General features: G+C 71.7%; 25 protein-coding genes and 2 pseudogenes. 12 read left to right on the top strand and 15 right to left on the bottom strand.

The window, feature by feature from the left end; all coding sequences use genetic code 11:
* Positions 1-9: 9 nt before the first annotated feature.
* The 5 genes from cydB to cydC are packed head-to-tail and all read left to right on the top strand — an operon-like array spanning position 10 to position 4871.
* Entirely contained in the window at positions 10-1014 is a 1005-nt protein-coding gene (cydB, locus tag ABZ321_RS54000; RefSeq protein ID WP_354904202.1) for a cytochrome d ubiquinol oxidase subunit II, read from the top strand.
* Positions 1011-2648, top strand: coding sequence for a thiol reductant ABC exporter subunit CydD (gene cydD / locus ABZ321_RS53995; protein WP_354904200.1), 1638 nt, complete (start codon positions 1011-1013; stop codon positions 2646-2648). The genes cydB and cydD overlap by 4 nt, the downstream gene beginning before the upstream one ends.
* Positions 2645-2782 (top strand): hypothetical protein, encoded by a 138-nt coding sequence (locus ABZ321_RS53990; RefSeq protein ID WP_354904197.1) that lies wholly within the window; start codon positions 2645-2647, stop codon positions 2780-2782. Before cydD ends, ABZ321_RS53990 begins: the two co-directional genes overlap by 4 nt.
* The gene (locus ABZ321_RS53985) at positions 2779-2916 is read left to right on the top strand and encodes a hypothetical protein (protein WP_344505832.1); all 138 of its coding nucleotides are present in this window, start codon (positions 2779-2781) and stop codon (positions 2914-2916) included. The genes ABZ321_RS53990 and ABZ321_RS53985 overlap by 4 nt, the downstream gene beginning before the upstream one ends.
* On the top strand, positions 2913-4871 hold the full coding sequence (gene cydC, locus ABZ321_RS53980; protein ID WP_354904194.1) for a thiol reductant ABC exporter subunit CydC: 1959 nt from the start codon (positions 2913-2915) through the stop codon (positions 4869-4871). The genes ABZ321_RS53985 and cydC overlap by 4 nt, the downstream gene beginning before the upstream one ends.
* A gap of 1128 nt (positions 4872-5999) precedes the next feature.
* On the opposite strand, the gene ABZ321_RS53975 is transcribed toward cydC, so the two are convergent.
* Positions 6000-7277 carry an IS110 family transposase gene (locus tag ABZ321_RS53975; RefSeq protein ID WP_354904191.1) on the bottom strand — a complete coding sequence of 426 codons (1278 nt, stop codon included), beginning with the start codon at positions 7275-7277 and terminating at the stop codon, positions 6000-6002.
* A 359-nt stretch (positions 7278-7636) separates the two neighbouring features.
* Positions 7637-8380, bottom strand: coding sequence for an SMI1/KNR4 family protein (locus ABZ321_RS53970; RefSeq protein ID WP_354904188.1), 744 nt, complete (start codon positions 8378-8380; stop codon positions 7637-7639).
* Between the two features lie 953 nt (positions 8381-9333).
* Between ABZ321_RS53970 and ABZ321_RS53965 the strand changes: the two genes are divergently transcribed.
* The gene (locus ABZ321_RS53965) at positions 9334-10155 is read left to right on the top strand and encodes an SDR family oxidoreductase (RefSeq protein WP_354904187.1); all 822 of its coding nucleotides are present in this window, start codon (positions 9334-9336) and stop codon (positions 10153-10155) included.
* 328 nt (positions 10156-10483) lie between these two features.
* Here ABZ321_RS53965 and ABZ321_RS53960 read toward each other — a convergent pair whose 3' ends face one another.
* The 3 genes and pseudogenes from ABZ321_RS53960 to ABZ321_RS53950 form a co-directional block, all read right to left on the bottom strand.
* A complete protein-coding gene (locus ABZ321_RS53960; protein WP_354904246.1) occupies positions 10484-11191 on the bottom strand; it encodes an NADP-dependent oxidoreductase in 708 nt (235 codons plus the stop codon).
* A 3-nt stretch (positions 11192-11194) separates the two neighbouring features.
* Positions 11195-11269: pseudogene (locus tag ABZ321_RS53955) on the bottom strand (hypothetical protein); the annotation flags it as partial.
* Between the two features lie 423 nt (positions 11270-11692).
* A complete protein-coding gene (locus ABZ321_RS53950; protein ID WP_354904186.1) occupies positions 11693-12475 on the bottom strand; it encodes an SDR family oxidoreductase in 783 nt (260 codons plus the stop codon).
* 86 nt (positions 12476-12561) lie between these two features.
* Between ABZ321_RS53950 and ABZ321_RS53945 the strand changes: the two genes are divergently transcribed.
* Positions 12562-13419 (top strand): helix-turn-helix transcriptional regulator, encoded by an 858-nt coding sequence (locus tag ABZ321_RS53945; protein WP_354904185.1) that lies wholly within the window; start codon positions 12562-12564, stop codon positions 13417-13419.
* A 245-nt stretch (positions 13420-13664) separates the two neighbouring features.
* Positions 13665-14021: a VOC family protein gene (locus ABZ321_RS53940; RefSeq protein ID WP_354904184.1), complete on the top strand. Its 357-nt coding sequence runs from the start codon at positions 13665-13667 to the stop codon at positions 14019-14021.
* A 248-nt stretch (positions 14022-14269) separates the two neighbouring features.
* Here ABZ321_RS53940 and ABZ321_RS53935 read toward each other — a convergent pair whose 3' ends face one another.
* Positions 14270-14878 carry a helix-turn-helix domain-containing protein gene (locus ABZ321_RS53935; protein ID WP_354904183.1) on the bottom strand — a complete coding sequence of 203 codons (609 nt, stop codon included), beginning with the start codon at positions 14876-14878 and terminating at the stop codon, positions 14270-14272.
* Between the two features lie 218 nt (positions 14879-15096).
* Between ABZ321_RS53935 and ABZ321_RS53930 the strand changes: the two genes are divergently transcribed.
* Positions 15097-15459, top strand: coding sequence for a VOC family protein (locus ABZ321_RS53930; RefSeq protein WP_354904182.1), 363 nt, complete (start codon positions 15097-15099; stop codon positions 15457-15459).
* A 206-nt stretch (positions 15460-15665) separates the two neighbouring features.
* On the top strand, positions 15666-15806 hold the full coding sequence (locus ABZ321_RS53925) for a hypothetical protein (RefSeq protein ID WP_354904181.1): 141 nt from the start codon (positions 15666-15668) through the stop codon (positions 15804-15806).
* A gap of 163 nt (positions 15807-15969) precedes the next feature.
* Here the strand turns inward: ABZ321_RS53925 and ABZ321_RS53920 are convergent, their stop codons facing one another.
* Complete coding sequence (locus tag ABZ321_RS53920) at positions 15970-16272, bottom strand: MerR family transcriptional regulator (protein ID WP_354904180.1); 303 nt, start codon at positions 16270-16272, stop codon at positions 15970-15972.
* Positions 16273-17011: 739 nt separating this feature from the next.
* On the opposite strand from ABZ321_RS53920, the gene ABZ321_RS53915 reads away from it, so the two are divergent.
* Entirely contained in the window at positions 17012-17335 is a 324-nt protein-coding gene (locus ABZ321_RS53915; RefSeq protein WP_354904179.1) for an STAS domain-containing protein, read from the top strand.
* A 451-nt stretch (positions 17336-17786) separates the two neighbouring features.
* On the opposite strand, the gene ABZ321_RS53910 is transcribed toward ABZ321_RS53915, so the two are convergent.
* The 3 genes from ABZ321_RS53910 to ABZ321_RS53900 form a co-directional block, all read right to left on the bottom strand.
* Positions 17787-18074: a hypothetical protein gene (locus ABZ321_RS53910; RefSeq protein ID WP_354904178.1), complete on the bottom strand. Its 288-nt coding sequence runs from the start codon at positions 18072-18074 to the stop codon at positions 17787-17789.
* Between the two features lie 33 nt (positions 18075-18107).
* Complete coding sequence (locus ABZ321_RS53905; RefSeq protein ID WP_354904177.1) at positions 18108-18974, bottom strand: universal stress protein; 867 nt, start codon at positions 18972-18974, stop codon at positions 18108-18110.
* Positions 18975-19051: 77 nt separating this feature from the next.
* Positions 19052-20284, bottom strand: coding sequence for an acetyl-CoA hydrolase/transferase C-terminal domain-containing protein (locus ABZ321_RS53900; protein ID WP_354904176.1), 1233 nt, complete (start codon positions 20282-20284; stop codon positions 19052-19054).
* A 155-nt stretch (positions 20285-20439) separates the two neighbouring features.
* On the opposite strand from ABZ321_RS53900, the gene ABZ321_RS53895 reads away from it, so the two are divergent.
* Positions 20440-20865, top strand: a complete 426-nt coding sequence (locus ABZ321_RS53895; RefSeq protein WP_354904175.1) for a pyridoxamine 5'-phosphate oxidase family protein — start codon at positions 20440-20442, stop codon at positions 20863-20865.
* Positions 20866-20877: 12 nt separating this feature from the next.
* On the opposite strand, the gene ABZ321_RS53890 is transcribed toward ABZ321_RS53895, so the two are convergent.
* The 5 genes and pseudogenes from ABZ321_RS53890 to ABZ321_RS53870 form a co-directional block, all read right to left on the bottom strand.
* Positions 20878-21603, bottom strand: a complete 726-nt coding sequence (locus ABZ321_RS53890; protein WP_354904174.1) for a YwiC-like family protein — start codon at positions 21601-21603, stop codon at positions 20878-20880.
* The gene (locus ABZ321_RS53885; RefSeq protein ID WP_354904173.1) at positions 21600-22862 is read right to left on the bottom strand and encodes a multicopper oxidase domain-containing protein; all 1263 of its coding nucleotides are present in this window, start codon (positions 22860-22862) and stop codon (positions 21600-21602) included. Before ABZ321_RS53885 ends, ABZ321_RS53890 begins: the two co-directional genes overlap by 4 nt.
* Before the next feature lie 2 nt (positions 22863-22864).
* Positions 22865-24085, bottom strand: coding sequence for a hypothetical protein (locus tag ABZ321_RS53880; RefSeq protein ID WP_354904172.1), 1221 nt, complete (start codon positions 24083-24085; stop codon positions 22865-22867).
* Entirely contained in the window at positions 24082-25170 is a 1089-nt protein-coding gene (locus tag ABZ321_RS53875) for a hypothetical protein (protein ID WP_354904170.1), read from the bottom strand. Before ABZ321_RS53875 ends, ABZ321_RS53880 begins: the two co-directional genes overlap by 4 nt.
* A pseudogene (locus ABZ321_RS53870) lies at positions 25167-25595 on the bottom strand (transcriptional regulator); the annotation flags it as partial. The gene ABZ321_RS53875 and the pseudogene ABZ321_RS53870, both read right to left, overlap by 4 nt.

The following is a 25595-nucleotide window of genomic DNA, read 5'->3' as shown; positions in this document are numbered from 1 at the left end:
GGAAACGACATGGAACTCACCACCGTCTGGTTCGCGCTCATCGCCGTGCTCTGGGCCGGCTACTTCCTCCTGGAAGGCTTCGACTTCGGCGTCGGCATGCTGCTGCCGGTCCTCGCCCGCGACGAGCGGGAGCGGCGCCTGCTCATCAACACCATCGGCCCGGTCTGGGACGGCAACGAGGTCTGGCTCCTCGTCGCCGGCGGCGCGACGTTCGCCGCCTTCCCGGAGTGGTATGCCACGCTCTTCTCCGGCTTCTACCTGCCGCTGCTGATCATCCTCGTGGCGCTCATCCTGCGTGGGCTCGCTTTCGAATACCGTGGCAAGGTCGACAGTCCACAGTGGAGGCGCCGCTGGGACCTGTGCATCATCGCCGGGAGCTTCGTGCCGGCGCTGCTGTGGGGTGTCGCGTTCGGCAACATCGTCCGCGGCGTGCCGATCACCGCCGAGCACGAGTACGCCGGCACGTTCTTCACCCTCCTCAACCCCTACGCGCTGCTCGGCGGGCTCACGACGCTGTCGCTGTTCGCGCTGCACGGCGCGGTGTTCCTGGCGCTGAAGACCGACGGCGACGTCCGGGTCAGGGCGGGGCGCCTCGCGTTCCGGCTCAGCCTGCCCGCCGTGCTCCTCGCCGCGGCGTTCCTGCTGTGGACCCAGCTGACCCACGACGACGCCTGGGGCTGGGCGCTGTCGGGCGCGGCCGCCGCGGCCCTGATCGGCGCGGTGGTGGCCGCGCGGGCCCGCCGCGAAGGCTGGGCGTTCCTCGCCACCGGGGCGACCCTGGTCCTCGCCGTCGCCGCCCTGTTCGTCACGCTCTTCCCCGACGTCATGCCGACCACCCTCCCCGGCGGCGACAGCCTCACCGTGACCAACGCGTCGTCCACGCCGTACACGCTGAAGGTCATGACCTGGGTCGCGGTCTGCTTCACCCCGATCGTGCTGGGCTACCAGTCGTGGACCTACTGGGTGTTCCGCCGGCGGCTGCGGGTCGAGCACATCCCGGCGGCCCACCCGTGAAGCCCCTCGACCCGCGCCTGCTGCGCCATGCCGGGGCGACCCGCGGCTACCTGGTGCTGTCCGTCGCCCTCGGCGTCGCCCTCGCCGCGCTCGTCGTGGCCCAGGCCACGCTGCTCGCCGACGGCATCACCGCCGTGTACCTGCACGGCGCCGACGTGGCCCGGATCGCGCCGGCCCTCGGCTGGCTGGCCGCCGTCGTCGCGCTGCGGGCGGCGGTCGCCTGGGCGCAGGAGGTCGCCGCGGCCCGCTCGTCCGCGGCCGTGAAGCGGCAGCTGAGGTCGCGGCTGCTCGCCCACGTCGCGGCGCTCGGCCCGGGCGCCGCCGGCGACAGCGGCAAGGTCGCCGTCCTCGCCACCCGTGGGCTGGACGCCCTGGACGCCTACTTCGCGCGGTACCTGCCGCAGCTGGTCCTCGCCGCGCTGGTGCCGGTCATCGTGCTCGCCCGCATCGCGCCCGCGGACCTCGTCGCCGCGGGCACGATCGCCCTCACCCTGCCGCTCATCCCGGTGTTCATGGCCCTCGTCGGGCTGCACACCGAGTCGGCGAACCGGCGCCAGTTCCGGCTCCTCGCCCGGCTGTCGCACCACTTCCTCGACATCGTCGCCGGCCTGCCGACCCTGCGGGTCTTCGGCCGCGCGAAGCGGCAGGCCGGTGTCATCGCCCGGATCAGCGCCGAGCAGCGCACCACCACCATGCGCACGCTGCGGGTCGCGTTCCTGTCCTCGCTGGTGCTGGAGCTGCTCGCGACGCTGTCGGTGGCGCTCGTCGCGGTCGGCATCGGCCTGCGCCTCGTCGACGGCAGCCTCGGCCTCGCCACCGCGCTGCTCGTGCTGATCCTCGCCCCGGAGGCCTATCTGCCGCTGCGCCAGGTCGGCGCCAACTACCACGCCAGCGCCGAAGGTCTCGCCGCCGCCACGTCGGTGTTCGAGATCCTCGACCGGCCGCCGCCACCGCACGGCACGGCACCTGCACCCGCCGGCACCGTGCGTTTCGAGGACGTCGTCGTCCGTCACGACGGCCGATCCGAGGCGTCGCTGCCGCCGTTCACCGCCGAGATCCACCCGGGCGAGCTGGTGGCCCTGACCGGCCCCAGCGGCTGCGGCAAGTCCACGGCCCTGGCCGTGCTGCTCGGCTTCGCCGCACCGGCGGCCGGCACCGTCACCGTCGACGGCCAGGACCTGACGGCCGTCGACCCCGACGCGTGGCGGCGGCTGGTCGCGTGGCTGCCGCAGCGGCCCTGGCTCAGCGCCGGCACCATCGCCGACAACATCCGCCTGGGCGCGCCCGCCGCCACCGAGGAGTCGCTGCGCCGCGCCGCGGACCTGGCCGGCGCGCTGGAGTTCATCGACGCCCTGCCGGACGGCATGTCGACCAGGCTCGGCGACGACGGCGCGGGCCTGTCCGCCGGCCAGCGGCAGCGCATCGCCCTGGCCCGCGTGTTCCTGCGCGACGCCCCGCTGGTCCTGCTCGACGAGCCGACCGCCAACCTCGACGCCGCGACGGAGGCGGGCATCCTCGCCGCGATCCGCGCCTACGCGACCGGCCGGACGGTCATCATGACCGCCCACCGTCCCGCGCTCATCGCCCTCGCCGACCGCGCGATCCCGGTCGGCCGGACGGCGGTGCCGGCATGAGCGTCACCGACCATGCGCCCCGCCGCTGCGCCCCCGCGAACGGTTGGACGGTCATCGTGACGGCCCATCGTTCCGTGCTCGTTGCTCTCGCTGACCGCGTGATTCCGGTCGGCCGCTCGGCGGTGCCGGCATGAGCGTCACCGACCACGCGGCCCGCCGCTGCGCTCCCGCGAACGGTTGGACGGTCATCGTGACGGCTCATCGTTCTGTGCTTGTTGCCCTCGCCGACCGCGTGGTTCCGGTCGGCCGGATGGCGGTGCCGGCATGAGCGTCACCGACCACGCGGCCCGTCCCAACGGCCCGTCCACCTCGCCCACGAAGAACGGCGACATGATCCCCGACCACAACCACGGCGCACCGGCCGAGTCCACCCGGACGCATGACCGCCCCGTCCACGCCGCCACCCGACCGCGCGACGACCGTGCCCGCGCGGCCGGTCAGCCTCCCCTGGAGCGCGGCGTGGATGGCGTGCCCGGTGCGGCGTCCCGGGGGCGTGGCGTGGCCGGCGCGGTGGGCCGGGAGCGAGCCGTGGACGGCCGTGGCGTCGGCGTTGTCCGTGGTGTGCTGCGGTTGTGCCGGCCGGCGGCAGGGCAGCTCGCACTGGCGTTGATCGCCGGGGTCGGCGCGGCCGGAGCCGGGGTCGGGCTGATGGCGACGTCGGCGTGGCTCATCTCGCGCGCTGCTCAGCACCCGCCGGTGCTGCACCTGATGGTGGCGATCGTCGCCGTGCGGGCGTTCGGGATCGGTCGGGGCGTGCTGCGGTATGTCGAGCGGGTCACCGGCCACGACGCCGCGTTCCGGGTGCTGGGCGGGTTGAGGGTGCAGGCGTACCGGAGGCTGGAGCGTCTCGCGCCCGCCGGCATCGCCGCGTTCCGCCGCGGTGACCTCGTCGCGCGCCTCGTCGACGACGTCGAGTCCGTGCTCGACGTGATCGCCCGCGTGCTGCTGCCCATCGCGGTCGCCGCCGTCACCGGTGCGGCCACCGTGCTGCTCGTCGGCGGCCTGCTGCCGGTCGCCGGTGCGGTCCTCGCGGCCGGGCTGCTCTTCGTCGCGGTCGGGGTGCCGGTGCTGCAGTCGGCGGCGGTCCGTCGCGCCGACGCCAGGCTCGCACCCCTGCGCGGCGCGCTGGCCGCGGGCACCGTCGACCTGATGGAAGGGCTGCCCGAGCTCATCGCGCACGGCGCCGCCGGTGACGCGCTCGCCGCGCTGGACCGCACCGACCGGCAGCTGCTCACCGCCGCCCGCCGCTCCAGCGCCGCCGCGGGCCTGTCGGCCGCGGTCACCGCGCTGTGCACGGGCCTGAGTGTCCTCGCCGGCCTGGCCGCCGGCGCCGTCGCGGTCCGGGCCGGCACCCTCCCGGGGGAGCTGCTCGCCGTCGTCGTGCTCACCCCGCTCGCCGTGTTCGAGACGGTCGGCACGATCCCTGCCGCCGCGCAACGCCTCGCCGCGGCCCGCGCCGCCCTCGGCCGGCTCGCCGAGATCGCCACAGCCGCCGACCCGGCACCGGACCCGATCGAGCCCGCGCCGTTGCCGGCCGGCCCGCCGACCGTCCGCCTCGAAGGCGTGTCCGCCGGCTGGACGCCGGGCCAGGTGGTGGTCCGCGACGTGTCGCTCACGCTGCGCCCGGGCCGCCGGGTCGCGCTCGTCGGCCCGAGCGGCGCCGGCAAGAGCACGGTCGCGGCGCTGCTGCTGCGATGGCTCGACCCGGTCGCCGGCCGGGTGACGCTCAACGATGTCGACGTGCGCGACCTGCGCGGCGACGACCTGCGCCGGGTCGTCGGATACCTGGGCGACGACGCGTACCTGTTCGACACGACCATCGAGGCGAACCTCCGCATCGGCCGCCCCGGCGCGACCCGGGCCGAGCTCGAGACGGCCCTGACGGCCGCGCGGCTGCTCGACTGGGTCAGGACCCTGCCCGCCGGCCTCGACACCCCCGTCGGCGAGCACGGCGTCACCCTGTCCGGCGGCCAGCGCCGCCGGCTCGCGCTCGCCCGCGCGCTGCTGGCCGACTTCCCCGTCCTGATCCTCGACGAGCCCACCGAACACCTCGACGAGCCCACCGCCGCCGCACTGACCCGCGACCTGCTCACCGCCGCGGGCGACCGGGCGGTCCTGCTCATCACCCACCGCACGGACCTCCTCACCGACGTCGACGAGGTCGTCAACTTGGCCCCGCCTCACCGCAACGATGCCCACCTGCCGGGCAGGAAGGGCGATTGAGCCCCACCGCCCGCTGCAGCCGGGCAGGAGGAGAGGCTGAGCACACCGGCCAGCGGCGGGAAGGGGGGTCGAGCTCCACCGCCCCGCGTTCTCCACGGCAACCCGGGCACGGGCCGGCTGACCCGTTGAACGGTGCCGGTGAGGCTTTGCGGTGCAGTTGTTCCCAGGCGCGGGCGTTCATTCCACGTCGGCGGTGTATGAGGTGATGCCGCAGCGCCAAGCGCCACTCGCGGTCCGGATGGGTGGTTTTGCTCGCGAGTTCGGGCCCCACCGACAGCAGCGAAGGCTCAGCAGGTCACCGAAACCAGGGCCTTCTTACGCACCGTGATGAGCGCCGCACGGAGGTGCCGTACAACTCGGTGATCTGCTGCCGCGTGAGCCAGACCGCGCCATCGGCAGGGGAGCGCACCTGCAACCGGTAACGCCGAGCGCCGCCGGACAGGCTGCAGGCGGCGCGCACCGCGTCGGCGTTGAGCACCAGTGCGGCGACCGCAGTACGGACCGGGACGGGTGGATCGGCGGGGTCGACGACGCCACCTGCGTCGCGGACTCCGGTGGTTGCGGTCCAGGCGGCGTCCGGCGGTTACCCGGCGAGCAGTTCGACTGGGATGTTGCCGCGTGTGGCGTGGGAGTACGGGCACACCTGGTGAGTGGCCTCGATGAGTTCGCGACCGGCTTCCCGGGGCAGGCTTTCCGGCAGCTTCGTCCGCAGGGTGACTTCGAGACGGAAGCCGCCTTGCCCGTTCGGGACGAGGCCGACCTCAGCGGTGACCGGCCTCCGCAGTCGGAACCGCATGGACCCCGCGGCGGTGCCGGCCGAACTGCGAGGCGTCAGCGCGGGCTGTACCTCCGACTATCCGGGGCGCGAACAGCCGAAGATGTCACCCACCATTGCCACGGCGCCCCCAGCTGTCGCCGTGCATGATCGTGCTCAGCAACACGAGCGCGCACAGCCGCACGGTTCGATGCGCCCGCCAGTCACCACGAAGCGTGACGATCTCCGAGCCGGTTGGCGCGCGTGACCTGCGGCTGACTCGAAAATCTTCAGTGAGTGGGCAGGCGGCAGCACCGGGGCGGAGCCCCGGTGGTTTGTGGTGGGTGGTTGGGGACGTTGGAAGCGGTGGTGGGTTACGCGGCGGCTGGTTCGTCCCTGGCGGTGAGGGTGACCTTCTGTCCGGTGGCGCGTTCGAGCTGGATGATCAGGTTGTGTTGGTGGCGTTGGTGGTAGCGGGTGTCGTGGAAGTCGGCGCCGAGGTCGTGGTAGAGGGCATTGGGGTCGTTGAGCAGGTGCCAGACGACGGTGAGGACCGAGTTGCCGGTGGCGACGATGGCGCGGAGTTTGCCGCGGCGTCTGGACAGGCGTCGGTAGCGTTCGCCGAGGAAGGTGTCGCTGCGGGCCAGGACGGCGGTGATCTCGCCGAGGGTGCTGGCGAGCCAGGGGTTGCCTTTGCCGGTGGTGGCGGGTTTGTTCTTGCCGGCGGACTGGTTGGCGCGGGGCGCGAACCGGGCCCAGGAAGCCAGGTGCGCGGCGGTCGGGAAGACGGTCATGTCCACGCCGAGTTCGGCGATGAGTTCCTGGGCGCAGGTGACGCCGATGCCGGTGACCTCGTCGAGCTGGTTGACCTGAGCATCGTAGGGGCGGATCGCGGCTTCGATCGCGGTGCTCACCTCGGCGATGTCGGCGGTCATGGCATCGACACGGTCGAGCATCTTGGCGCACAACAGCGCGTGGTGCTCCTGGAAATGACCGGTCAACGCCTCCCGCAGCTGACTGATCTTCGAACGCAGCCGGCCGCGGGCCAGTTCCGCCAGAACCTGGGGGTCGCGTTGCCCGGCGATCAACGCGGCCAGGATGGCCCGCCCGGAGACCCCGAACATGTCGGAAGCGACCACCGACAGCTTGATCTGCGCGTCCTCCAGGAGCTTCTCCAGCCGCTGCTTCTCCCGGGTCCGGTCCCGGATCAATGAGCGCCGATAGCGGGTGAGGTCCCGTAGCCGGCGGATCGGCTTGGGTGGTACGAAGCTGGGTGCGCACATGCCTCGCTCGAGGACCTTGGCCAGCCAGACCGCGTCGAGCTTGTCGGTCTTGGGCCGGCCGGGCACGTTCTTCACGTGTGTGGCGTTGAGCAACCAGCACTGGAACCCCTCGGCTTCCAGGAGATAGAACACCGGTTTCCAGTAGTCCGAGGTGGCCTCCATCGCCACCCTGGTCACGCCCAGTTCACGGAGCCGGTCGGCCAGGCGCAGCAGCGCACCGGTGGTCGTGGCGTACTCGGCCACCTCCTGCCGACGCCTGCCCGCAGTGCGTTCGTTCGGCACCCGGATACATGCCATCAGACTGGCTTTGCCGATATCCAGCGCGGCGACCCGCTCCACAAGCTGGACAGTTTCGTCGGTTGCTTCCATCCCCTTGCTCCTCGTCATGCACCACGCGGACACCTATCAGGTGGCTGCCCGCGGGGCCGAGGGACAACAAAGAGGCGGACTCGCGTGCTCAAGGCAACAATGCAGGGCCCTGGAACCGGCTCCCAGCGTCAGACTACTTGACGGTCTCATCGAACCAAGCCGCGACGACGTCGGCGGGCAACCACCCCCAATTTTCCACCCCGCCAGGGCGTCCACAAAGGACACAAATGACTACTTGAGCGGATACCCGCCGGAGGAGGTCCGATACCTTCCGCTGTGCTGGCGGTGAGGGCTCGGACAACGTGGAAGATCCGGGCTGCCCTGGCGACCCCGACTCGATCATGACGATTGAGCGTCGGTCAGCCCGTGGCACGCTCGGCAGCGTCGAGCCATCGCAGGTACCACGCCGCGAACGTCACCGGCGTCGACCCGCCCGGACCGAGGACCGGGCGCAGGTCGAGCTCGTCGGACCGCGGGTCGTCCCACATCTGCCCTCGAGCGGGCCCGCTCACGACGAGCCACGTGCGCTGAGCGCAACCGAGGTGCTCGAGACAGATCGCGCCGGCAGTCAACGCGTCGTCCCACAGCAGCGTTTCGACGCGCTCCTCGAACGCCTCCATCGCGGCGTCGAACGTCTCCTCGTCGTCGAAGTCCACCTCATCGGGGCAGCTCTGCCGCAGCTCGGCGAGCGCGGCCGAACCGATCCGCTGCACCGGAAACGGCGTCGCGAGCAGCGGCACCCTCGTCAGGTCTGCGCCGTCGCCGTGCCAGCGCCAGGTGCCGGCAGGCTCGCGGCGGACCGGGAAGACACCGTACGTCGGACCCGCGCCGCCCGCACCGACCTCCGTGAGAAACGAGCGGTACTCCTCCGGCAGAACCACGCCGAGATTTGCCTCCAGGCCGGCAAGCTCATCCGTGGTCAGAACCGGTTCCAGCACAAAACCGTGTGCGGACGCCCCGATGACCCGCTCGTCCGCGCCATGCGCCCGCAACGCCTCAACCCGCTGCCGCACGCCCGCCCACACCGACACAGGCCCTCCCAGTGAGTACTCGCAGCCGCTCGTACCGCCAAAGAATAGATGTCCGACTTCAGCCAGGTTCATCCATAAGACAGCAAGCGTCGATGTCGGCGGGGCACATCGCTCGCTGCGACGACCAGGGTGCCGGCGCCGCGCGAGACCAGCGGCAGGTCCGGACGTCTGGCCTGGCCGATTGATTGTGGCAACGGTGATGATGATCTACGCTGCCGAATCGTGAGCCTGCGAGTCCTGTCCATGCGCATCTGCGCCGCCGTCATCGGTGTTGTCACCTCGACCGCCGCTGGCGCTCCAGCCTGGGCCGGCGGCTCCGGGGCACAAGGGACCAGAGACACAGCGGAAGATATCGCATACTCGCTCGGCCGCCTGACCAGCACCCTGTGCTGCATCGCAGTCGTTGTCGGCGTTGTCGTCTTCTTGGTCCGCCGCAACAGGCGCTGAAGACCCACACCACCCAGAGCGCAAACACCGAGATTGACCAGCACCCAGCTGGCCCGGGCCTGCGGCGCGCCGTTGGGCACGCTACCAATCAGCGGCGCTCCGTCCTGCCACAATGATCGGCCGACCAAGCCGTCAAAGATCCCTGAGCATTGAGGGCCGAGGCGAGCTCCGTCCGCGGCATGTCCGTGCATCCGATCAAGAGGTCGTAGCGGCAAGGGGCCCGAGTTCCGACGACGGCCGATGATGACCCTGGCCGTTCGGGCCACATTCCGGATGCCGGGGTTGCGTGGATTCCCTGGCCGGACTCGTACCGCAAACCGATGTCTGTAATGAGTTGCTCGGCCCCGTTCAGGACGGGCCTTGAGCTGATCTTGCTCGTAGCGCATGGTGGTGCGTGGGTCGGCGTAACGGCAGCGATCTGGACGTTGCGGCGGCTGACGGCGGCATCGAGGATCGCCAGGAGAACGGGGCGGACCGGGCACGTCTGCTGACGGCGTCGAGCCACACCTGGTACCCGAGGCGTCGCCGTGGAGAAAGTGGCGCTGCGGTAGGTACATCCGGGAGGGCCAATGAACACAATGTCCGGCAAGGTGTGCCTGGTGACCGGCGGGACCAGTGGGATTGGCCGGGAGACGGCGGTCCGGCTGGCCGAGCTGGGGGCCACCGTGGTCGTCGTCGGGCGCGATGCCGAGCGAGGGCGAGCGGCCGTCAGGGAGATCCGGCATCGGGCGCCCAGCGCAGAGGTGGATCTCCTGACGGCCGACATGTCGAGCCTGGCCGAAGTGCGCCGGCTGGCCGCCGAGGTGCTGGAGAAGTACCACCGGCTCGACGTGCTCGACAACAACGCCGGCGTGATCATGCTCAAGCAGCAGTTCACGGTCGACGGCTACGAGACCATGTTCGCTGTCAACCATCTGGCGCCGTTCCTGCTGACCAGCCTGCTGCGGGAACGGTTGGTGGGCAGCGCGCCGGCCCGCGTGATCACGGTGTCGTCCAATGCGCATAGTTCGGCCGAGCAGATCCCGTGGGACGAACTGGCCCGCGGCGAGCCGAGCTACCCGCTGTCGAAACTGGCGAACATCCTGTTCACAGTGGAGCTGGCCAAGCGCCTGACCGGCACCGGCGTGGTCGCCAACTGTCTGCACCCGGGCCTCATCCGCACCCAGTTGGGCCGCGAGGTCCGCGGCCTCGCCAAGCTGCTCGTTGCGGCCGCCAAGCCCTTCATGGGTACCGTTCAGACCGGCGCGGCCACCCCGGTCTACCTGGCCAGCGCCCCGGAGGCGGCCGAGGTCACCGGAGGCTACTTCTTCCGCGGCAAGCAGATCGAGCCGAGCTCCCTGGCCCGCGACCCCGAGGCCGCCGCGCGTCTATGGACCCTCAGCGAGGAACTGGTGGCGTAAGCCGGGCCAAGATCGTCGCGATGTGGCGCGCTCGTCAGATTTGTGATCAATGGCCTGTGGAGCGGCGTACGGACCGTGACGATCGACGTGAGCCGCAGCGCCGGCTCAGCGGCATGTGCGTGCAAATGATCTTGGATTGAAGCCCAGCTGCCACCGCCGGGGCGGTGAGGTTGGCGCACGGACGATGCCGCCGGGATGGCGGGAGAGCCGGGAGATGACCTCAACGAACTGGCTGTATCTTGGCGACAAGCTTGATCTTCACCTGGTGCTCAGGGAGTGCGGGCCAGGTTGTGCCGACCTACCGCCCGACGATCGCGTCCCCGAGTTCTCACGGACGAACGCTGATGATCGTCTTCCCCCTGCGGCGCTCGGTCGGGTTGAGGGCAGCGACGGCATCGTCGAGGGTTGCGACGTTGCCGATGTTTGTCCGCAGTCGTCGGTCCCGCACCCGCTGGACGATCTCACACAGTTGGGTGCGGTCGGACTCGACAACAAAGTCGATCGCCAGGCCGTCGGCTGGCCGCGCTTCGGGTGGTCCGACGGCGGTCACCAATGTTCCTCCGGCGCGAACCAGGCCAGCGGACCGATTCTGGATGTCGCCGCCGATGACATCGAACACCAGATCGACGCGGCCGACGTCCTTCAGGACGTCGTTGTCGAGGTCGACGAACTCCTGCGCGCCGAAGTCGAGCACTTTCTGACGGTCGGCAGCGCGCCCCGTACCGATGACACACGCGCCCGCCTCACGCGCGAGTTGTGTCACCATCGTTCCGACGGCGCCGGCCGCGCCGTGCGCGAGGACACTCTGCCCCGCCTGAAGGCGGCCGTGCTGGAACGGCCCTTGCCACGCGGTCAGGCCCGAGATTGGCAGGCTCGCGCCCACCGTGAAGTCGACGTCGCCCGGCCGCGGCGCGAGGTTGCGTGCCTCGACGGCCACATACTCCGCCAGGGTGCCGTCGCGATGCCAGTCCGTGAGGCCGAACACCCGCTGTCCCACCGACAGACCGGTCGTGCCGTTCCCGAGAGCGGTGACCACTCCGGCCAACTCGTGCCCGGGGATCGACGGTGTTCGGTCACGGCCGACGCGATCGGTCCAGGTCGACGGCCACGCCATCTCAGTCGGGACGAACCCCGACGCATGAACCTCAACGACGACGTCGTTTTGTCGCTGCCGGCGGCTCGGGCCGCTCCACCAACGTCATCCCGGCCGTTCCCGCAGCCTGGTCCGTCACCACGATCGCCCTCATCCGACACCTGCCTTTGCCTACTCCTCGCCTGCACGGCAATTTCGGTTCACCAGTGTTGCTGGCACCAGACCTCGGCGTGAGAACTGTCCGGGCACGTAGGGGAGAGATCGTCCACGGCGCGAAATACGGCATCGACATCTCGGCGAGGCGGTGCACCTGGAACCGCCCGCCGACCCGTGACAGCACAAGCAGTGACGACTCGTGCGCGGATGGGGCGCTTGGTCGCGGCGCACAGAGAAGCTGAGTCGGTTACGAAGCTGCAGGTCGAGGCGCCGGTCGCGACCTCTATTCTAGGCGCCGGCGCCCCCGTCGACCGGCACGATCGCGCCGGTCACCATCGCGGCCCGGTCGCTGAGCAGCCAAGCGGCCACCTCGGCGACCTCACGCGGCTCGGCCATACGGCCTAGGGGCACCGCCGCGTTGATCCGGTCCTTCACGCCGGGCGACGCCGCCTCCCACGCGTCGATCATCTCGGTGGCGGTGCCACCCGGTGTGATGCCGTTGACCCGCACCCCTTGCCGCGCCCAGGTCACGGCGGCGGTCTCGGTGAGGCTGTTCAAGGCGCGCTTCATCGCCCCGTACGCCGGCAGCTCCGGATTCGCGCGGCGGCTGCCGATGCTCGACGTGTTCACGATCGCGCCGCCGCCGTGGCGGGTCATCAAAGCGAACTCGGCGTTCATCGCCGTCCAGTGCGCGCGGAAGTTCACCGCGAACTGCCGGTCGACGTCTTCGTCGCTGATCGCGTCGAGTGGCCCGGGATGTTGGATCGTCGCGCCGTTGTTGAATGCTCCGTCGAGCCGGCCGTGCAACTCGGCCACCCGGTCGATGCCGGCGCGGATGCTCGTGCTGTCGGCGAGGTCCAGGGCGACCGCGTCGGCCACTCCGCCCTCGGCGCGGATCTGCTTGACGAGGCTGTTCAGGGCGTCGAGGCCACGCGAGGCGAGCACGACCGCGGCACCCTCCTGGGCGAACAGCCGGGCCGCGGCAGCGCCGATGCCGCGGCTCGCGCCGGTGATGAACACGACCTTGCCGCTCAGCAGGCCGATCGGGGTCGAAACGATGTCATTGGTCATGCGGTCAGCCTGGCTCGGTGCCGGCCCCGCATTCAGGTACAGCCGGTACCAGGATGGCCGGGACACGGACGGGCAGACTGGAAGGCATGCACAAGCAGGAACTCGGGGCGTTCCTCCGCAGCCGCCGCGAACGGCTCCACCCGCTCGACGTGGGCCTGCCCGCCGGGCCGCGGCGGCGGACCCCGGGCCTGCGCCGCGAGGAGGTCGCGGTCCTTGCCCACATCTCCACCGAGTACTACCTGCGCCTCGAACAGGGCCGGGCGCCACGCCCGTCGGCCCAGGTCCTGGCCGCCGTCGCCGGCGCGCTGCGGCTCACCGACGCCGAGTCCGGCCACCTGCACGTGCTCGCCGGCACCGCGCCCGCCCGTAGCGGGCTGCACCGCCGCGAGGTACGCCCGAGCATCCTCGCCCTGCTCGACCGGCTGCCGCAGACCGCCGCGTTCGTGACCTCCGCGATGTTCGAGGTGCTCGCCTGGAACGACCTGACGGCCGCGCTGATGGAAGACTTCGGCGCGCTCAGCGTCCGCGACCGTAACCTCGCCCGCCGGGCGTTCCTCGAATCGCCGCACGACGGCGTGCCGCTGTACGGGATCTCCGACGCCACCGAGTTCCGCCACCACGTCGTGCAGAAGCTGCGCGCCACCGCAGCGCGCTACCCGCTTGACCCACTGGTGACCGAACTGGTCGACGACCTGCGCCAAGGCAGCCGCGAGTTCGCGCGGTTGTGGGACCGCTACGACGTGCAGGCCGCGCCGATGCTCACCAAAACCTTCCACCATCCGGTCGTCGGCGAGATCACCGTCAACTGCGACGCACTCACCCTCGACGACAGCGACCAGCACCTCGTGCTGTACAGCGCACCCCTGGGCTCACGCGATGCGCAGGCGCTGGCCCTGCTCAACGTGATCGGCGCCGACTACGCGGCCGCACGTGACCCACGCTAACCGGCGTCGCCGACTCCGCTCCGGTGACGACGACCGTATGGTCGCGCGCCCGCGCCGCGCCTACCCTCAAGATCACTTCACCCTAACGGGACAGGAACGGGATCCCCGGATGGGCCCAGCGCGACACCCATGACGGGCACCGCGCCCGATCGGCGGCATGGCGGACGTACGGCGGTCAACAGTGCCAGCACGTCACTGCGGAATCCGGACGCGCGCCAGCCGCGATGGTCGATATCTTGGCCGGCATGGCCATCGCTCGCTTGCCCCTCATCGCTATCGACTGTCCCGATCCTGGTGCGCTCGCCAGGTTCTACGGCGCGATGCTGGATTGGAAGATCGACGTCTCCGCCGACCGGGCTTCGGTCTGCTCCGAGGACGGCCAGTGCATCGCCTTCCATCGGGTGGCTGAATACACGCCGCCGACGTGGCCGACCCAGGACCGCCCCAAGCAGATGCACCTCGACATGCTCGTTGACGACCTCGACGCCGCCGAAGCGGCAGTGATCGATCTCGGTGCAACCCAACACCCGGACCAGCCCGGCACGTCCTACAGGGTCTTCCTGGACCCAGCAGGCCACCCCTTCTGTCTTTGCTTGGAATGATCCAGACGGGAGCCCTCGGCATAGCGTTCGCCCTCATCGGCACGCGAGCGCATGAGTCCGCAGAGCATGCCGGCGGGAACGGCGTACACAGCGTGACGATCACGGCCGAGCCGCAACGCCCGGCCTGCGGCAGATCCGTGCATCCGTCTTGACGTGTTGCAAGACTTGAGGCGGTGAACGCAGGAGACCTCGTTGCTCAAGCGGGGGCGAGCCGGCACCCGCCCTCGGCGCTTCCCGGCCCCGTGACCTCACGGGCCAGGGTCGGCGGGACGGCGAGTCTCGGCGGTTACCGGGCGCAGTCCGTCAATCATGAACGCCAGCAGGCGGTCGCCCTGCTCGGCGGGGACCTGCTCGCGGACCCAGGCAGCCGCGTTGACGAGCGCGAACATGTCCGCGGCGCTGGCCTCGGCCCGCACGACACCCGCCGAGCGCGCTCGATCGAGCAGCCGCTCGCCGGCGGCGGTCATCTGCTGGCATGCCCGGTGCAGCGGAGAACTCTCGTCCTTCAGGGAGCTCAGCAGTGAGCTGGCCAGCCCTCGATAGGCGGACATGTGCGCCGCGGTCGCGCCGGCCCACCGGGCGAGGGCTTCGCCGGGCGACGGGTGCGTGAGCAACTCCTCGGCGGTGGCAACGAGCCGGTCGATGCTCTCGTGCAGCATCGCTTCGAGCAGCGCCTGCCGGGTCGGAAAGTGCCCGTACAGCGTGCCGATCGACACTCCGGCTTGGCGCGCGATCTCCTCCAGCGATGCCTCCGTGCCCCGTTCCCGGAAGGCGACCTCCGCCTCCGTGAGCACCCGTTCGTAGTTGCGGCGGGCGTCGGCACGCATCCGGCGTTGGGGCATGTTCGCGGCGCTCACCGTACCTCCTTGCTAAGTCGAGGCCCCCTCGATATATTTCGAGGCAGCCTCAGCTTAGCTGAACACGAGGGGACTCCATATCGACCAGGGCCACCGCGATTGGTCCCTGTGGCCGCCCGTGTGACCGGTGTTGAGCGGAGCCGGGCCACGACAGCGCGGTTGGATCACTACCTGCGGCCACTTCGTGGCCCGCGAACCTGGACGAGAAGGAGCGGAGGATGCCGATCGCCACGGTGCGAGGCGTGACCATGGACTGCGCCGATCCCCGGGCTCTGGCCCGGTTCTACCAAGAGCTGACAGGCATGGAACTCAGCTACGACGCCGACGAGTTCGTTGCCCTGACCGATGGTTCAGGCCGCGACCTGGGCTTCCAGCGAGTCCACGGATACAGGTCCCCGCAGTGGCCAGATCAGGAGGTGTCACAACAGTTCCACCTGGACCTCCAAGTGGAGGACCTCGACGCCGCGGAGAAGCTGGCGCTGGAGCTCGGGGCGGTCAGGCCCGACCATCAGCCGGGCGGCAACCGGTGGCGGGTGCTACTGGACCCAGCCGGTCACCCGTTCTGCCTGATCGCCGGCTGACTACCGCAGTCCGCCGCGGACCGCAGCGTACGGGTCCAGGTGGAGCGTGCGGCTGGCTGCGTCGAAGGCGCCGATCGTCTCGGCGACCCGGGGCGCCACCACGATGACCACGAACGCGCCAACATGATCGCCACCGGTGAACACAGCTCGGATGCACTGAAATCGGCACGAGTGCGCACGGAGGCTCCCGGCGTTGTGTACGAAGCGTGACGGTCACCGCCGAGCCGCAGTGCCAGACCGGCGGCATGTCCGGATGCCATGATCGACAACCTGATCCGGTGTTCGACCGATCCGAAACCCAGCCCGACACCATCGCCGAGTACTACTGGAACGTCCACATCGCATGAGAAGGCGTCTAGCACCCATACGTCGCCATGTAATGACCTCCGCCGCGATCGCTGCGACTTTGGCCGGGGGGTATCGCAGTTGGCACGCTGAACGGCTGGGCGACCGTGAATGCCGGCACGGCGTCCGTTTGACGCCTGTACCGGCCTGGGCGGGGCTGGCCAGTCAGGTGGTGTCGCGGGCCGCGTTGATGCGCAGCGCTTCCTCGAGCTGGTCTTCGAGGATGATGATCCGGCAGGCGGCCTCGACGGCGGTGCCCCCATCGACCATGTCCCGCGCGCGGGCGGCGAGGCGGAGCTGATAGCGGGAGTAGCGGCGGTGTCCGCCGCCGGAGCGGTGCGGGGTGATGAGTTTCAGCTCGTCGAGGCGGCGCAGGAAGCCCTGCGAGGTACCGACGATTTCCGCGGCACGGCCCATGGTGTAGGCCGGGTAGTCCTCGTCACCGAACATGTCATCGGGTTGGGCCATGGAGCCTCCAGGTCGAGGGCCCCGGCGCAGTAGCGCCGGGGCCCAAGGGTTTATGGGTCAAACACCATCTACCGGCACGTTCGCCGGCTTGTCGTGTCCGCACCGGACGCCACAGACAGCGTCGGGTGCGAGGATCGCATAAGCGTGACCGAAGACCACCTCTCGTTCGATGGAGACTGCGGTGTCCACCCCCGGCGGAACTGCTGCCGGTGCGGGCGATCCAACGGTGTACGGCCCTCCCTTTCCTCTGCTTCTCTGAGTCCTACCGCGTGCCGGACTCCGCCGGTGCTGCGGGTCCACGCAACTTCATGACCCTCACCTGCGGATGAAACCGTCCTACGGGCGATGCCACCAACACCATCTCTGGCTCACCCATCTCGTCCTGCCGTGCCGAGCGAACCTGCAATGTTGCTGCCGGCTCTGCTCCTGCGCCCAACGGGTAGGGCGGTTCGTCAGCGTCTTTGTGTTCTCTTCTCTCGACCTGAAGAACGTTAACCGACGGCAGTGAGCATGTCTAGCTTCTCCACCATAGATTTTCTCGGCGGGTCGCCAGCGCCTCGGGGGCGGCGTCGCCTGCCCGCCCATCTCTGAGCAGTCACGCCCGCCGCCCCGGGACCACCGCCCCCGGCCCGGGAATCCCCGGCCGCACAGTCGCATCCATCTCCTGTCGCATCGAGTTGCGGGGGACAAATGGGTCGGTATCGTCGAGCCCGAGCACCGAAATGGATCGAGGTGAACGATGCCGCTCTGGACCGAGATCGGCATACCGTCGGTCGGCAAGGTCACGATCGTCCTCAGTGGCGAGCTGGAACAGCAGACCGCTGATCAGTTCCGCACGGCGGTCCGTGCAGCACTGCAGCTGGAGCCGACCGTGCTGGCAGTGGATCTCGCACTGATCACGTTCATGGACTCGTCAGGTCTCGGCGCGATCGTGGCCGCCAAACGCTGGTGCGACGACGCCGGCTGCAGCCTGGACCTCGAAGCGCTGACCCCCGCGATGCACCAACGGTTTCAGGTCAGCGGCCTCGCCGACCTGTTCGGCCTGCCGGAACCACCGGCATGACAACGCCGCGACAGCGCCCCCGTTAGGCGCCGGCACGGCGCCCCCACCCGCCTTGGCCTGCCGACGGGACCGTATACGGGAACATCCCGGGCTGCTTCAGGGTCAGGTGTCGTCACAGGATCGCTTGACGGTGATCGGCTCGACGGGCCCGCCCCCCATTGTCCGACAGCGGGCCGGGCCGGAGGGTCCGTCACGGGTCGCGGGGTGGTGGCCGAGCCCGGGGCGGGCCTGCAGATCGGGGCCGGAAGCTATCCGCCACGGGCTGCGACTGGAGGCGATTGCGGCCGACATCGCCGGTGCCGGCGACACGGCGCTGGAGTTGCTAACGAGGCGAGGGGTTCGCGGAGCCGCCATGGTCACCTGCATATCAAACAGATGTGCGCAAGGCGCGATCGTTCGCCGTGGCAGCCGGCATCTACGGAGAGTGACCTGGCGTTCTGGCGCTGTCGCGTCAGGTGTTCGGAATCTCGACGGGGTGCTCGGCCGCGTCCTGGGCGGCCATGGCGGCCATGGCCGCCCGGTACGAAGCCTGGTCCAGCGAGCCGGACATCAGGCGCTGGGCCGCGTCGCGCTCGGCGCGGCCGCGGCGCCGCTCCTCGCGGGTGGCGAGCCAGGTCGCGAGACGCGGCCGGTGTCGGTCGGCGCCCGGTGGGTCGCCGTGGATGGCCTGGACGTGCAGGGCGATCAGCGCGATGTAGACGGCGGCGATGGACGTGGCCACGAGCATGACTGCCACCACCGGACTCACCCCTCCCATCAGATGTGCGCCGGATCAGGCCGGACGGTGGGCGATCAGGACCGGGCACTCGGCGTGGTGCATGAGTTGCTGGCCGATGGAACCCAGCAGGAGGCCCGCGAAGCCGCCGTGGCCGCGGCTGCCGACCACGACGAGCTGTGCGGTGTGCGAGACGCCGACGAGGACCTTCGCCGCCCGGCCGGTGGCCAGCAGCGCCTCCAGGCGCACGGACGGGTACTTGTCCTGCCAACCGGCCAGCGACTCCCGCAGGTGCGCGCGCTCCTCGGCCTCGACGGCGCCCGGCGGCAGCACCGAGGGGGACGGCGGGACGTACGCCCTGATGGCGACGACGTGGGTGCCGTGCGCGGCGGCAGCCTCGAACGCGAGCGTGAGCGCGGCGCCGGCGGAGGGGGAGCCGTCGACCCCGACCACGACCGGGCCGCCGGGCGTCGCCGTGCGGCCGCGGACGACGGCGACGGGGACCCGGGCGTGCGTGGCGACCTGCTGGCTGACGGAGCCCTGGAGCAGGCTCGCCATCCCGCCGGCGCCGCGGTTGCCGACGACGAGCAGACGCGCGCCGGCATGGGCGAAGTCGAGCAGCGTCGCGGCCGGCGCGGCGTGCACCACCGTGGCGACGGCGTCGACGCCGGTGCCGCGGGCACGGACCGCCGCGGCGGCACCGGTCGCGAGCTCCTCGGCGCGGCCCCGGGCCTCGTCCGCCTCCTGAGCCGTCGGGCGGTAGGAGGCACCCGCCGGCCAGCCGAGCTGGTAGGCGTGGACGATCCGCAGCGACGCGCCGGTGCGCTCCGCCTCGTCGGCGGCCCAGTCCACCGCCTGCTGTGAAGCCTGCGACCCGTCGTGCCCGACGACGATGCTCGTGGTGCCCGTGATTGTGGTGTCCATGAGATCAGCGTCGACCGGTGCGCGCGGACCCGGCAGAGGCATGTGGATCGGCGGATGCGGGCCATTGGTCCCGGTCGTCAGTGGAGGGGGAGCCCGAACGTCCGGCCGGCGGCGCGGAGCTCGTCGCGGATCGACGGGTGTGCGGCGTGGTCGACGATCTCCTGGGCCTGCTCCACCGAGTCGCGGCCCCAGATCGTGGCGGTGCCCTGCTCGGTGACGATGTAGCTGTGCTGGAACGAGGTGACCGGGCCGGACACCAGCGGCACGACCGAGGACACGTCGGCCTTCGGATGCCAGGAGCGCAGCGCGATGACGGCGTGGCCGCCGGGGGAGTGCATGGCGCCGACGATGAAGTCGGTCTGGCCGCCGAAGCCGGAGTGCGTACGGTTGCCGACCCGGGTGGCGTTGGCCTGCGCGAACAGGTCGACCTGCAGCGCGCTGTTGACGCTCATGAGGTTGGGGTGCGCGGCGATCGTGCCCGGGTTGTTGGTCTTCTCGGTGCGCAGCATGCGGATACGTGGGTTGGCGTCGACCCAGTCGTACAACTCGGCCGAACCGAAGCAGAAGGAGGCGGTGATCGGCGTGTCCCGGTCGAGGCAGCCCGCCTTCTCCAGGGCGAGGGCGCCGTCGCTGAACATCTCCGACCAGATCCGCAGCCCGCGCCGGTCGAGCAGGGCGTCGAGCGTCGCGTCCGGGATGGCGCCGATGCCGAGCTGCAGCGTCGCGTCCGCCGGCACGAGCGCGGCCACCCGCTCCCCGATGGCCGCCGACACCGCGTCGGGCGCCACGACCGCGTGCGTGGCGAGCGGCTCGTCGACCTCGAGGAGGTAGTCCACCGCGTCGAGGGGCACGAGCGCGTCGCCGTGGGTGAAGGGCATCGCGGGGTTCGCCTGCGCGACGACGATGCCGCCGCGGGCGCGGGCGGACTCGATCGCGGCCGGCAGGACGTTGACCTCGACGCCGAGGCTGACCGCACCGCCGACCGGCCGGGAGGTGTGCAGCAGCACCACGTCGGGCGCGAGCCGCTGCCGGAACAGGTGCGGCACCAGCGACAGCCGGCACGGGAAGTAGTGCAGCCGCGGGTGGGCGCGCATCCCCGGCCCGACGAACGCGGACTCGTAGACGACGCCGTCGCGGTCCGGCAGGCCGTGCTGGGCGTTGAGCATGAACAGCCGGAACTCCGCGACGGCCGCGTCGGCGACGGACAGCAGGCGGCGCGGGGCGGCGTAGTTGCCGCTGGCGACGATCCGCGGGATGCCCGGCAGCGCGCCAAGGATCCGTGCGAGCTCCGGTTCGGTCACTGTTCGCATGCCGCGCTCCTTCAATTGGCTCCGTGGATCACGCTAGGCGGCGGCCAGGGGTGTACAGCAGGGCCGGCGGGCGGTGACGTACAGGGGAAAAGGTCCCGCCGGACACGGGTCCAACGGCCCTGGCCGCGGCGGGACGACAGGGGAACAGTTCAGGGATGGTGTCGATGCGGGCCCTGGGCCGTGACCGCTGCCTGGAGCTGCTGGCGTCGGTGCCGGTCGGCCGGGTGGTCTTCAGCATGCGTGCGCTCCCGGCGATCCGGCCGGTCAACCACCTCGTCGACGGTGACTCCGTCGTGATCCGCAGCAACCTGGGCGGCGCCCTGGCCTCAGCGGCCACCCAGGGCGGTGGGGTCGTCGTGGCGTACGAGGCGGACGTCCTCGACCCGGACACCCACACCGGCTGGACGGTGGTCGTCACCGGCACCGCCAGGCTCGTCCTCGATCCGGCCCGCCAGGCCCGCTACGAGCGGCTCCTGCACCCCTGGGTGGACGAGGAGATGAACTGCGTCATCGCCATCGACTGCGACCTCGTCACCGGCTACGAGCTCCACGACGAGGTGCCGGCCGGCGCGGGAGCGTGACCCGCGAGCGGTTCACCCCGCGACCGGCACCATGACCAGCAGCAGGACCAGCAGCAGGACGGTGGCGGCGATCTCGATCAGGCCGACCTGCTTCGGGGTCAGGCGGCGCCCCGGCAGCAGGGCCGCGCGGGCCAGCAGGAAGGCGAACACGACCAGCACCGGCACGCCGACCCACCAGGCCGCCCCGAGCGCGGCGAGGTGGAACAGCACCGACGCGCGGTAGTAGCCGACGCTGCCGCGTTCACGGATCATGGTTTTGACGTAGAGCACCGTGCCGGTGAAGTAGGCGGTCACGGCCGCGAACACCGGCACGGCCTCCGCCAGCGGACGGCCGGCGACGGTGGCGCAGACGAAGACCATCAGGCAGCTCTGTACGACCGACGCGAGATCGTTGACGAGCGCGCGTTCGTCGCGGCGCCGGGCGTAGGCGACGTTGACCGCGAACAGTGCGGCGAAGGCCGGCCCGTACCAGAGCAGCTGCGGCCGCACGAGCAGCACGAGCGCACCCGGCACGGCCGCGACCGGGCCGTAGAGGAGCAGCTGCGCGCGGACCCGGGCGAGGCGGCGGGTCTTGACCGCCTGCAGGAAGTAGTAGCTGAACAGGTAGGCGGCCAGCCACGCCACCAGCAGCGGCAGGTGCGGCCAACGGAAGCCCGCCGTGAGGACCCCGGCGAGCCACGGCAGCAGAAGCATCGCCCACGCGCCGTGCTGCGGCGGCACGAACCGGTTCCTGCTCATGAGGCCTCGATGATGCCGCGGGCGCCGCGTTCGGCGTCGACCATGGCGTGCGTGACGAACGGGTAGTGGCCAGCCGCGGCGAGGGTGGTCTCGACGAAGCCGCCGGCCGCTGGGGACAGGTCCAGGACCTGCGCGCCGCCGGGGTCGCCGGGCCGCAGCAGCCACTGCCCTTCGCGGTAGACGGTGTCGAACTGGGCGCCGACGATGTGGAACGCGCTGCCGCGGCTCGGGCCGGCGTCGAGGACCCAGACACGGATCCGTTGGCCCGCACGGGTTTGCAGCGGCCGGTGGGTGTACTGGTCGGCGTGGCCGTTGAACACGACCGCGTCCGGCTGGTCCGCCTGCATCTTCGCCAGGTCGCCGCCGAGGTACAGCTCGGACTGCACGAGGACGAACTCGTGGTCGACCGGTGCCAGGTCGGGCGGGTCGATGATGACGGCGCCGTACATGCCGTTGCCGATGTGCAGCAGCATCGGCATCGTCGAGCAGTGGTACATCCAGATGCCGGCACGGGTCGCGGTGAACGTGTAGGTGAGCCGTTCGCCGGGCTCGATCGGGCGCATCGGCTCGTCCGGGGCGAGCGCGCCGGCGTGGAAGTCGACGCCGTGGTCGATGGTGCCGTCGTTGATGAGCGTGATCTCGAACGTGTCGCCGACCCGGCCGCGCAGCGTCGGTCCCGGGGCGGTGCCGTTGAACGTCCACAGGTGCTGCCGTGCGTCCTCCCGCACCCGCAGCTCGACTTTGTGGACGCGTTCCGGGGGTACGGGCGGCGCCGTGGCATCCCGTGCCGTGAACTCCGCGGTGGCGGCCGGGTGGTCGTGGGTGCCGTCGACGGTGATCGTGAGGGTCATGCCCGCCTGCCGGTGGCCCGGGAGCGAGCACCAGCCCTCGACGGTGCCCCCGATGACGCCGGCGTCGAGGCGGGCGGTGCCGCCGGCGGCGACGGTGCCGGTCTTCGCGCCGGTGTCCAGGACGAGGTCGTGGCGGCGGCGGTCGCGGTTGGCGAGCTCGACGACGAGCCGGTCGCCGGCGGGGACCGCGATGTGGTCGGGGTGGAAGCGCATGTCCTCGGCGGTCACGGTGACGGTGGTGGTGTGCCCGGTCGGCGTCACCTCGCCGGTCGTCGCCGCGGACCTGGTGTCGGCGCCGGTGCCGCCGCCCGCGACCCGCTGCGCCGCGACGCCGACGAGGGTGGCGAGGACGACCAGCGCCAGGCCGGCGGCGACGCCACCGAGCGGGCGGGCGTGCTCTGCGGGCATCGTTACCTCCGGGCGGTGAGCAGGACGCGCGCCGCCGGTCCGAGGAACTGCAGCAGTGCAGCGAGGACCAGCAGTGACGTGGTGATGTGGACGTACGCGCCGACCGGCAGCAGGAACACGGCGAGCGCCGCGTTGCCCATGGCGACCCGCTGCGGCCAGTGCCGTTCGAGTCGCGCCGACCGCTGCCGTACGAGCGCCGGGCCGCCACCGAGGACGACCGGCAGCAGGTAGGTCAGCGCGCCGATGAGGACCTGCGCGGCGAAGCCGGCGAGCAGCGGGACGAGGACGGCGCCGAAGCGGTCCGCCGCGGCGGCCGGGGTGGCGGACGACAGCAGGGTCCACGCGTCGACGCCGAGCGCGACGAGCAGCCACCCGCCCGCGGCGGCGATCGACCAGGTGGCGAACGACGCGGGTGGGCGCTGCCCGGCGGTGTGTACCGCGGGCGCGGCGGTGATCAGGACGGCGGCGGCGAAGACGGCGAGCCCGCCCGCGGCGAGGACCGGCCACCAGGCGAGCACCCCCACCGCGAGCAGCGCCAGGCCGGTCACCGCCGTGGGCAGCGCGGTGCGGGCGGCCCGGGCGGCGCCGTCGGCCATGCGGGTGCGCAGCACCGTCGGCCACAGCGTGAGCAGCGTGCCCAGGACGGTCAGCGTGACCCAGCCGAGCAGGTTCACGTGCGCGTGGAACAGCAGCAGCCGCGGCCTCGCGCCGTCGTCGACCACCAGCATCCAGGCGCCGGCGGGGACGCCGGTGAGCAGGGCGACGGACGCGGCGAGGTAGTAGTGGGCGGTGACGGCGAACCGGGCCGGCAGCGCGGTCCGCACCTGCCGCGCGAGCCAGGCGAGGTGCGTGGCGACCGCGGCGAAGACAGCCCCGGCCCCGGCGACGCCGACCCACGGCAGGTCCGCGACGCCAGCGGCGAGCACCGCGACGACGCCCGCGTTGAGCACGGCCAGCCGGACCGCCTCGGCACGGCGGCGCGGCGGGGCGGGGATGCGCAGGACCGCGGCGGTGAAGTGGGCGCTCCACACCACGACGGCGTTGGTGACCGCGCCGAGCAGCAGCAGGTGGATGACCAGCCAGCGCCAGCCGGGCAGGAACGGGTGCCCGACCCCGACCGCGGCGATCCCGGCAAGGTAGGCGAGGGGCAGCGCCGCGACCCGCCGGTGCCACGCCGCCCGCCCGGTCGGTGCGGCGTCCGCGCCCACCGCGACGGCGGTCACGACAGCGCCGCTCGTGCGACCGGCGGCCGGCGGTGGGCGCGGCGGGAGAGGGCCGCGCAGACGGCGAAGCCGAGCACCGCCGCGACGTTGGCGACGCCGGACCAGCGCCACACCGCCGCCGCGCCGAAGGCGTCGCCGAGGATGACGCGGACCAGCAGGGAGGCGTGCAGCAGGGCCAGGGGCGCGTACAGCAGCGGGTGGAACGGCAACGGCACGCGCAGGACGGCCGGCAGGATCACCGGGGCGTGCACGAAGATCATCGACATGACGAAGCCGAGGAACACGGCGTGCACGGTGGCGTCGTAGCGGGCTCCGCCGCCGGTGGCGCCCGCGCCGGCCCACAGCACCCCGGCGACGCCCAGCCAGGCGTAGCCGGCGAGCAGCCCCACGGCGATGAACCGGGGCAGACCGGTGGCGCGGACGGTGCGGCGGGCTACGTCGTACACGAGCAGCCACGCCACGACGCCCAGCAGCGCCGCGCCGAACAGCTGCGTGCCGCCGGCGGGCCGGACCGTGACGGCGGCAGCACCGGCGAACAGAGCGGCCAGGGCGGCGAGGAACCAGCGCTCGGCGTGCCGCTCGAAGAGGGCGACGCGGGCCAGCTCCAGGCGCTCGCCGGCGATGGTCGCGACGACGAACACGGTCAGCCACGGCACGATCTCGGCGACGGTGAAGCCGGCCAGCCACAGCAGGGTCGCGGCGTACCAGGCGAACGCCCCCGCCGCCTGGGCGAGCAGCGCGGCCTCCGGCTGGCGGCGCCACAGCGCGCGGTACACGCCGAGCAGGACCACCGAGGCGGCCATCAGCAGGACCTTGCCGGCCAGGCCCGGACCGGTCACGAGCAGCGTCAGGCCGCCGAGCCCGGAGCAGGCCGGCGCCAGCAGCGCCCATCGCGCGCCCAGCGCGACCGCCCGTTCCAGGGCGATGAGCGTGCCGGCGAAGCCGAGGACCATCAGCGGCCCGTGCACCGCCTCGAGGGGCAGCGCCGGCGCCGGGACGGGGGTGCCGAGCGGGAGCAGCCCGCCGTACAGGCCGGCCAGCAGCGCACCGCCGCCGGCGGCGAGCAGCGGCACCCGCGGGTTCACGACGGCACGCGCACGACGCAGGCGGCGGGCGCGCCGAACGGCTCCAGCACCGTGCCGCCGCCGGCCCCGCCCCGCTGCTCCAGGATGCCGCGGACGACCCCGAGGTGCAGGCCGCACATCGCGTCGGGGTTCTGCCCGACGAGCTCCAGGAACGGGCAGGTGTGCAGGTGGATCGTGCCCGGCTCGGCGGGCACCCGCCGCGGCCCGAACCCGAGGCCGTCGAACACCTCCACGACCGTGTCGACCGGGTCGGCGTGCTCGCGGGCGGCCGCGGCCAGCTGCCGCCCCCAGCCCTCGCCCGCCTGGGCCGCGGCTTCCCGCGTGTCGCCGCCGGCCTTGGACAGGTGGTCCAGCAACGCGGCGGCGAGGACTCGTTGTACCAGTGGACCTGCCCGTGCAGGTCGACCATCGGCGCCCCGGCGTCG

The sequence above is a fragment of the Dactylosporangium sp. NPDC006015 genome (assembly GCF_040614215.1).
Classification (GTDB): domain Bacteria; phylum Actinomycetota; class Actinomycetes; order Mycobacteriales; family Micromonosporaceae; genus Dactylosporangium; species Dactylosporangium maewongense.
This window is presented reverse-complemented; position numbering and strand designations above follow the sequence as displayed.

Coding starts and splice junctions, on each gene's coding strand:
- ABZ321_RS53940 (WP_354904184.1), top strand. CDS start 13,665: ATGGCCATCGCTCGCTTGCCCCTCATCGCTATCGACTGTCCCGATCCT.
- ABZ321_RS53970 (WP_354904188.1), bottom strand. CDS start 8,380: ATGAACCTGGCTGAAGTCGGACATCTATTCTTTGGCGGTACGAGCGGC.
- ABZ321_RS53965 (WP_354904187.1), top strand. CDS start 9,334: ATGTCCGGCAAGGTGTGCCTGGTGACCGGCGGGACCAGTGGGATTGGC.
- ABZ321_RS53895 (WP_354904175.1), top strand. CDS start 20,440: ATGGTGTCGATGCGGGCCCTGGGCCGTGACCGCTGCCTGGAGCTGCTG.
- ABZ321_RS53945 (WP_354904185.1), top strand. CDS start 12,562: ATGCACAAGCAGGAACTCGGGGCGTTCCTCCGCAGCCGCCGCGAACGG.
- ABZ321_RS53975 (WP_354904191.1), bottom strand. CDS start 7,277: ATGGAAGCAACCGACGAAACTGTCCAGCTTGTGGAGCGGGTCGCCGCG.
- ABZ321_RS53950 (WP_354904186.1), bottom strand. CDS start 12,475: ATGACCAATGACATCGTTTCGACCCCGATCGGCCTGCTGAGCGGCAAG.
- ABZ321_RS53905 (WP_354904177.1), bottom strand. CDS start 18,974: ATGGACACCACAATCACGGGCACCACGAGCATCGTCGTCGGGCACGAC.
- ABZ321_RS53900 (WP_354904176.1), bottom strand. CDS start 20,284: ATGCGAACAGTGACCGAACCGGAGCTCGCACGGATCCTTGGCGCGCTG.
- cydC (WP_354904194.1), top strand. CDS start 2,913: ATGAGCGTCACCGACCACGCGGCCCGTCCCAACGGCCCGTCCACCTCG.
- ABZ321_RS53915 (WP_354904179.1), top strand. CDS start 17,012: ATGCCGCTCTGGACCGAGATCGGCATACCGTCGGTCGGCAAGGTCACG.
- cydB (WP_354904202.1), top strand. CDS start 10: ATGGAACTCACCACCGTCTGGTTCGCGCTCATCGCCGTGCTCTGGGCC.
- ABZ321_RS53930 (WP_354904182.1), top strand. CDS start 15,097: ATGCCGATCGCCACGGTGCGAGGCGTGACCATGGACTGCGCCGATCCC.
- ABZ321_RS53990 (WP_354904197.1), top strand. CDS start 2,645: ATGAGCGTCACCGACCATGCGCCCCGCCGCTGCGCCCCCGCGAACGGT.
- ABZ321_RS53890 (WP_354904174.1), bottom strand. CDS start 21,603: ATGAGCAGGAACCGGTTCGTGCCGCCGCAGCACGGCGCGTGGGCGATG.
- ABZ321_RS53885 (WP_354904173.1), bottom strand. CDS start 22,862: ATGCCCGCAGAGCACGCCCGCCCGCTCGGTGGCGTCGCCGCCGGCCTG.
- ABZ321_RS53920 (WP_354904180.1), bottom strand. CDS start 16,272: ATGGCCCAACCCGATGACATGTTCGGTGACGAGGACTACCCGGCCTAC.
- ABZ321_RS53985 (WP_344505832.1), top strand. CDS start 2,779: ATGAGCGTCACCGACCACGCGGCCCGCCGCTGCGCTCCCGCGAACGGT.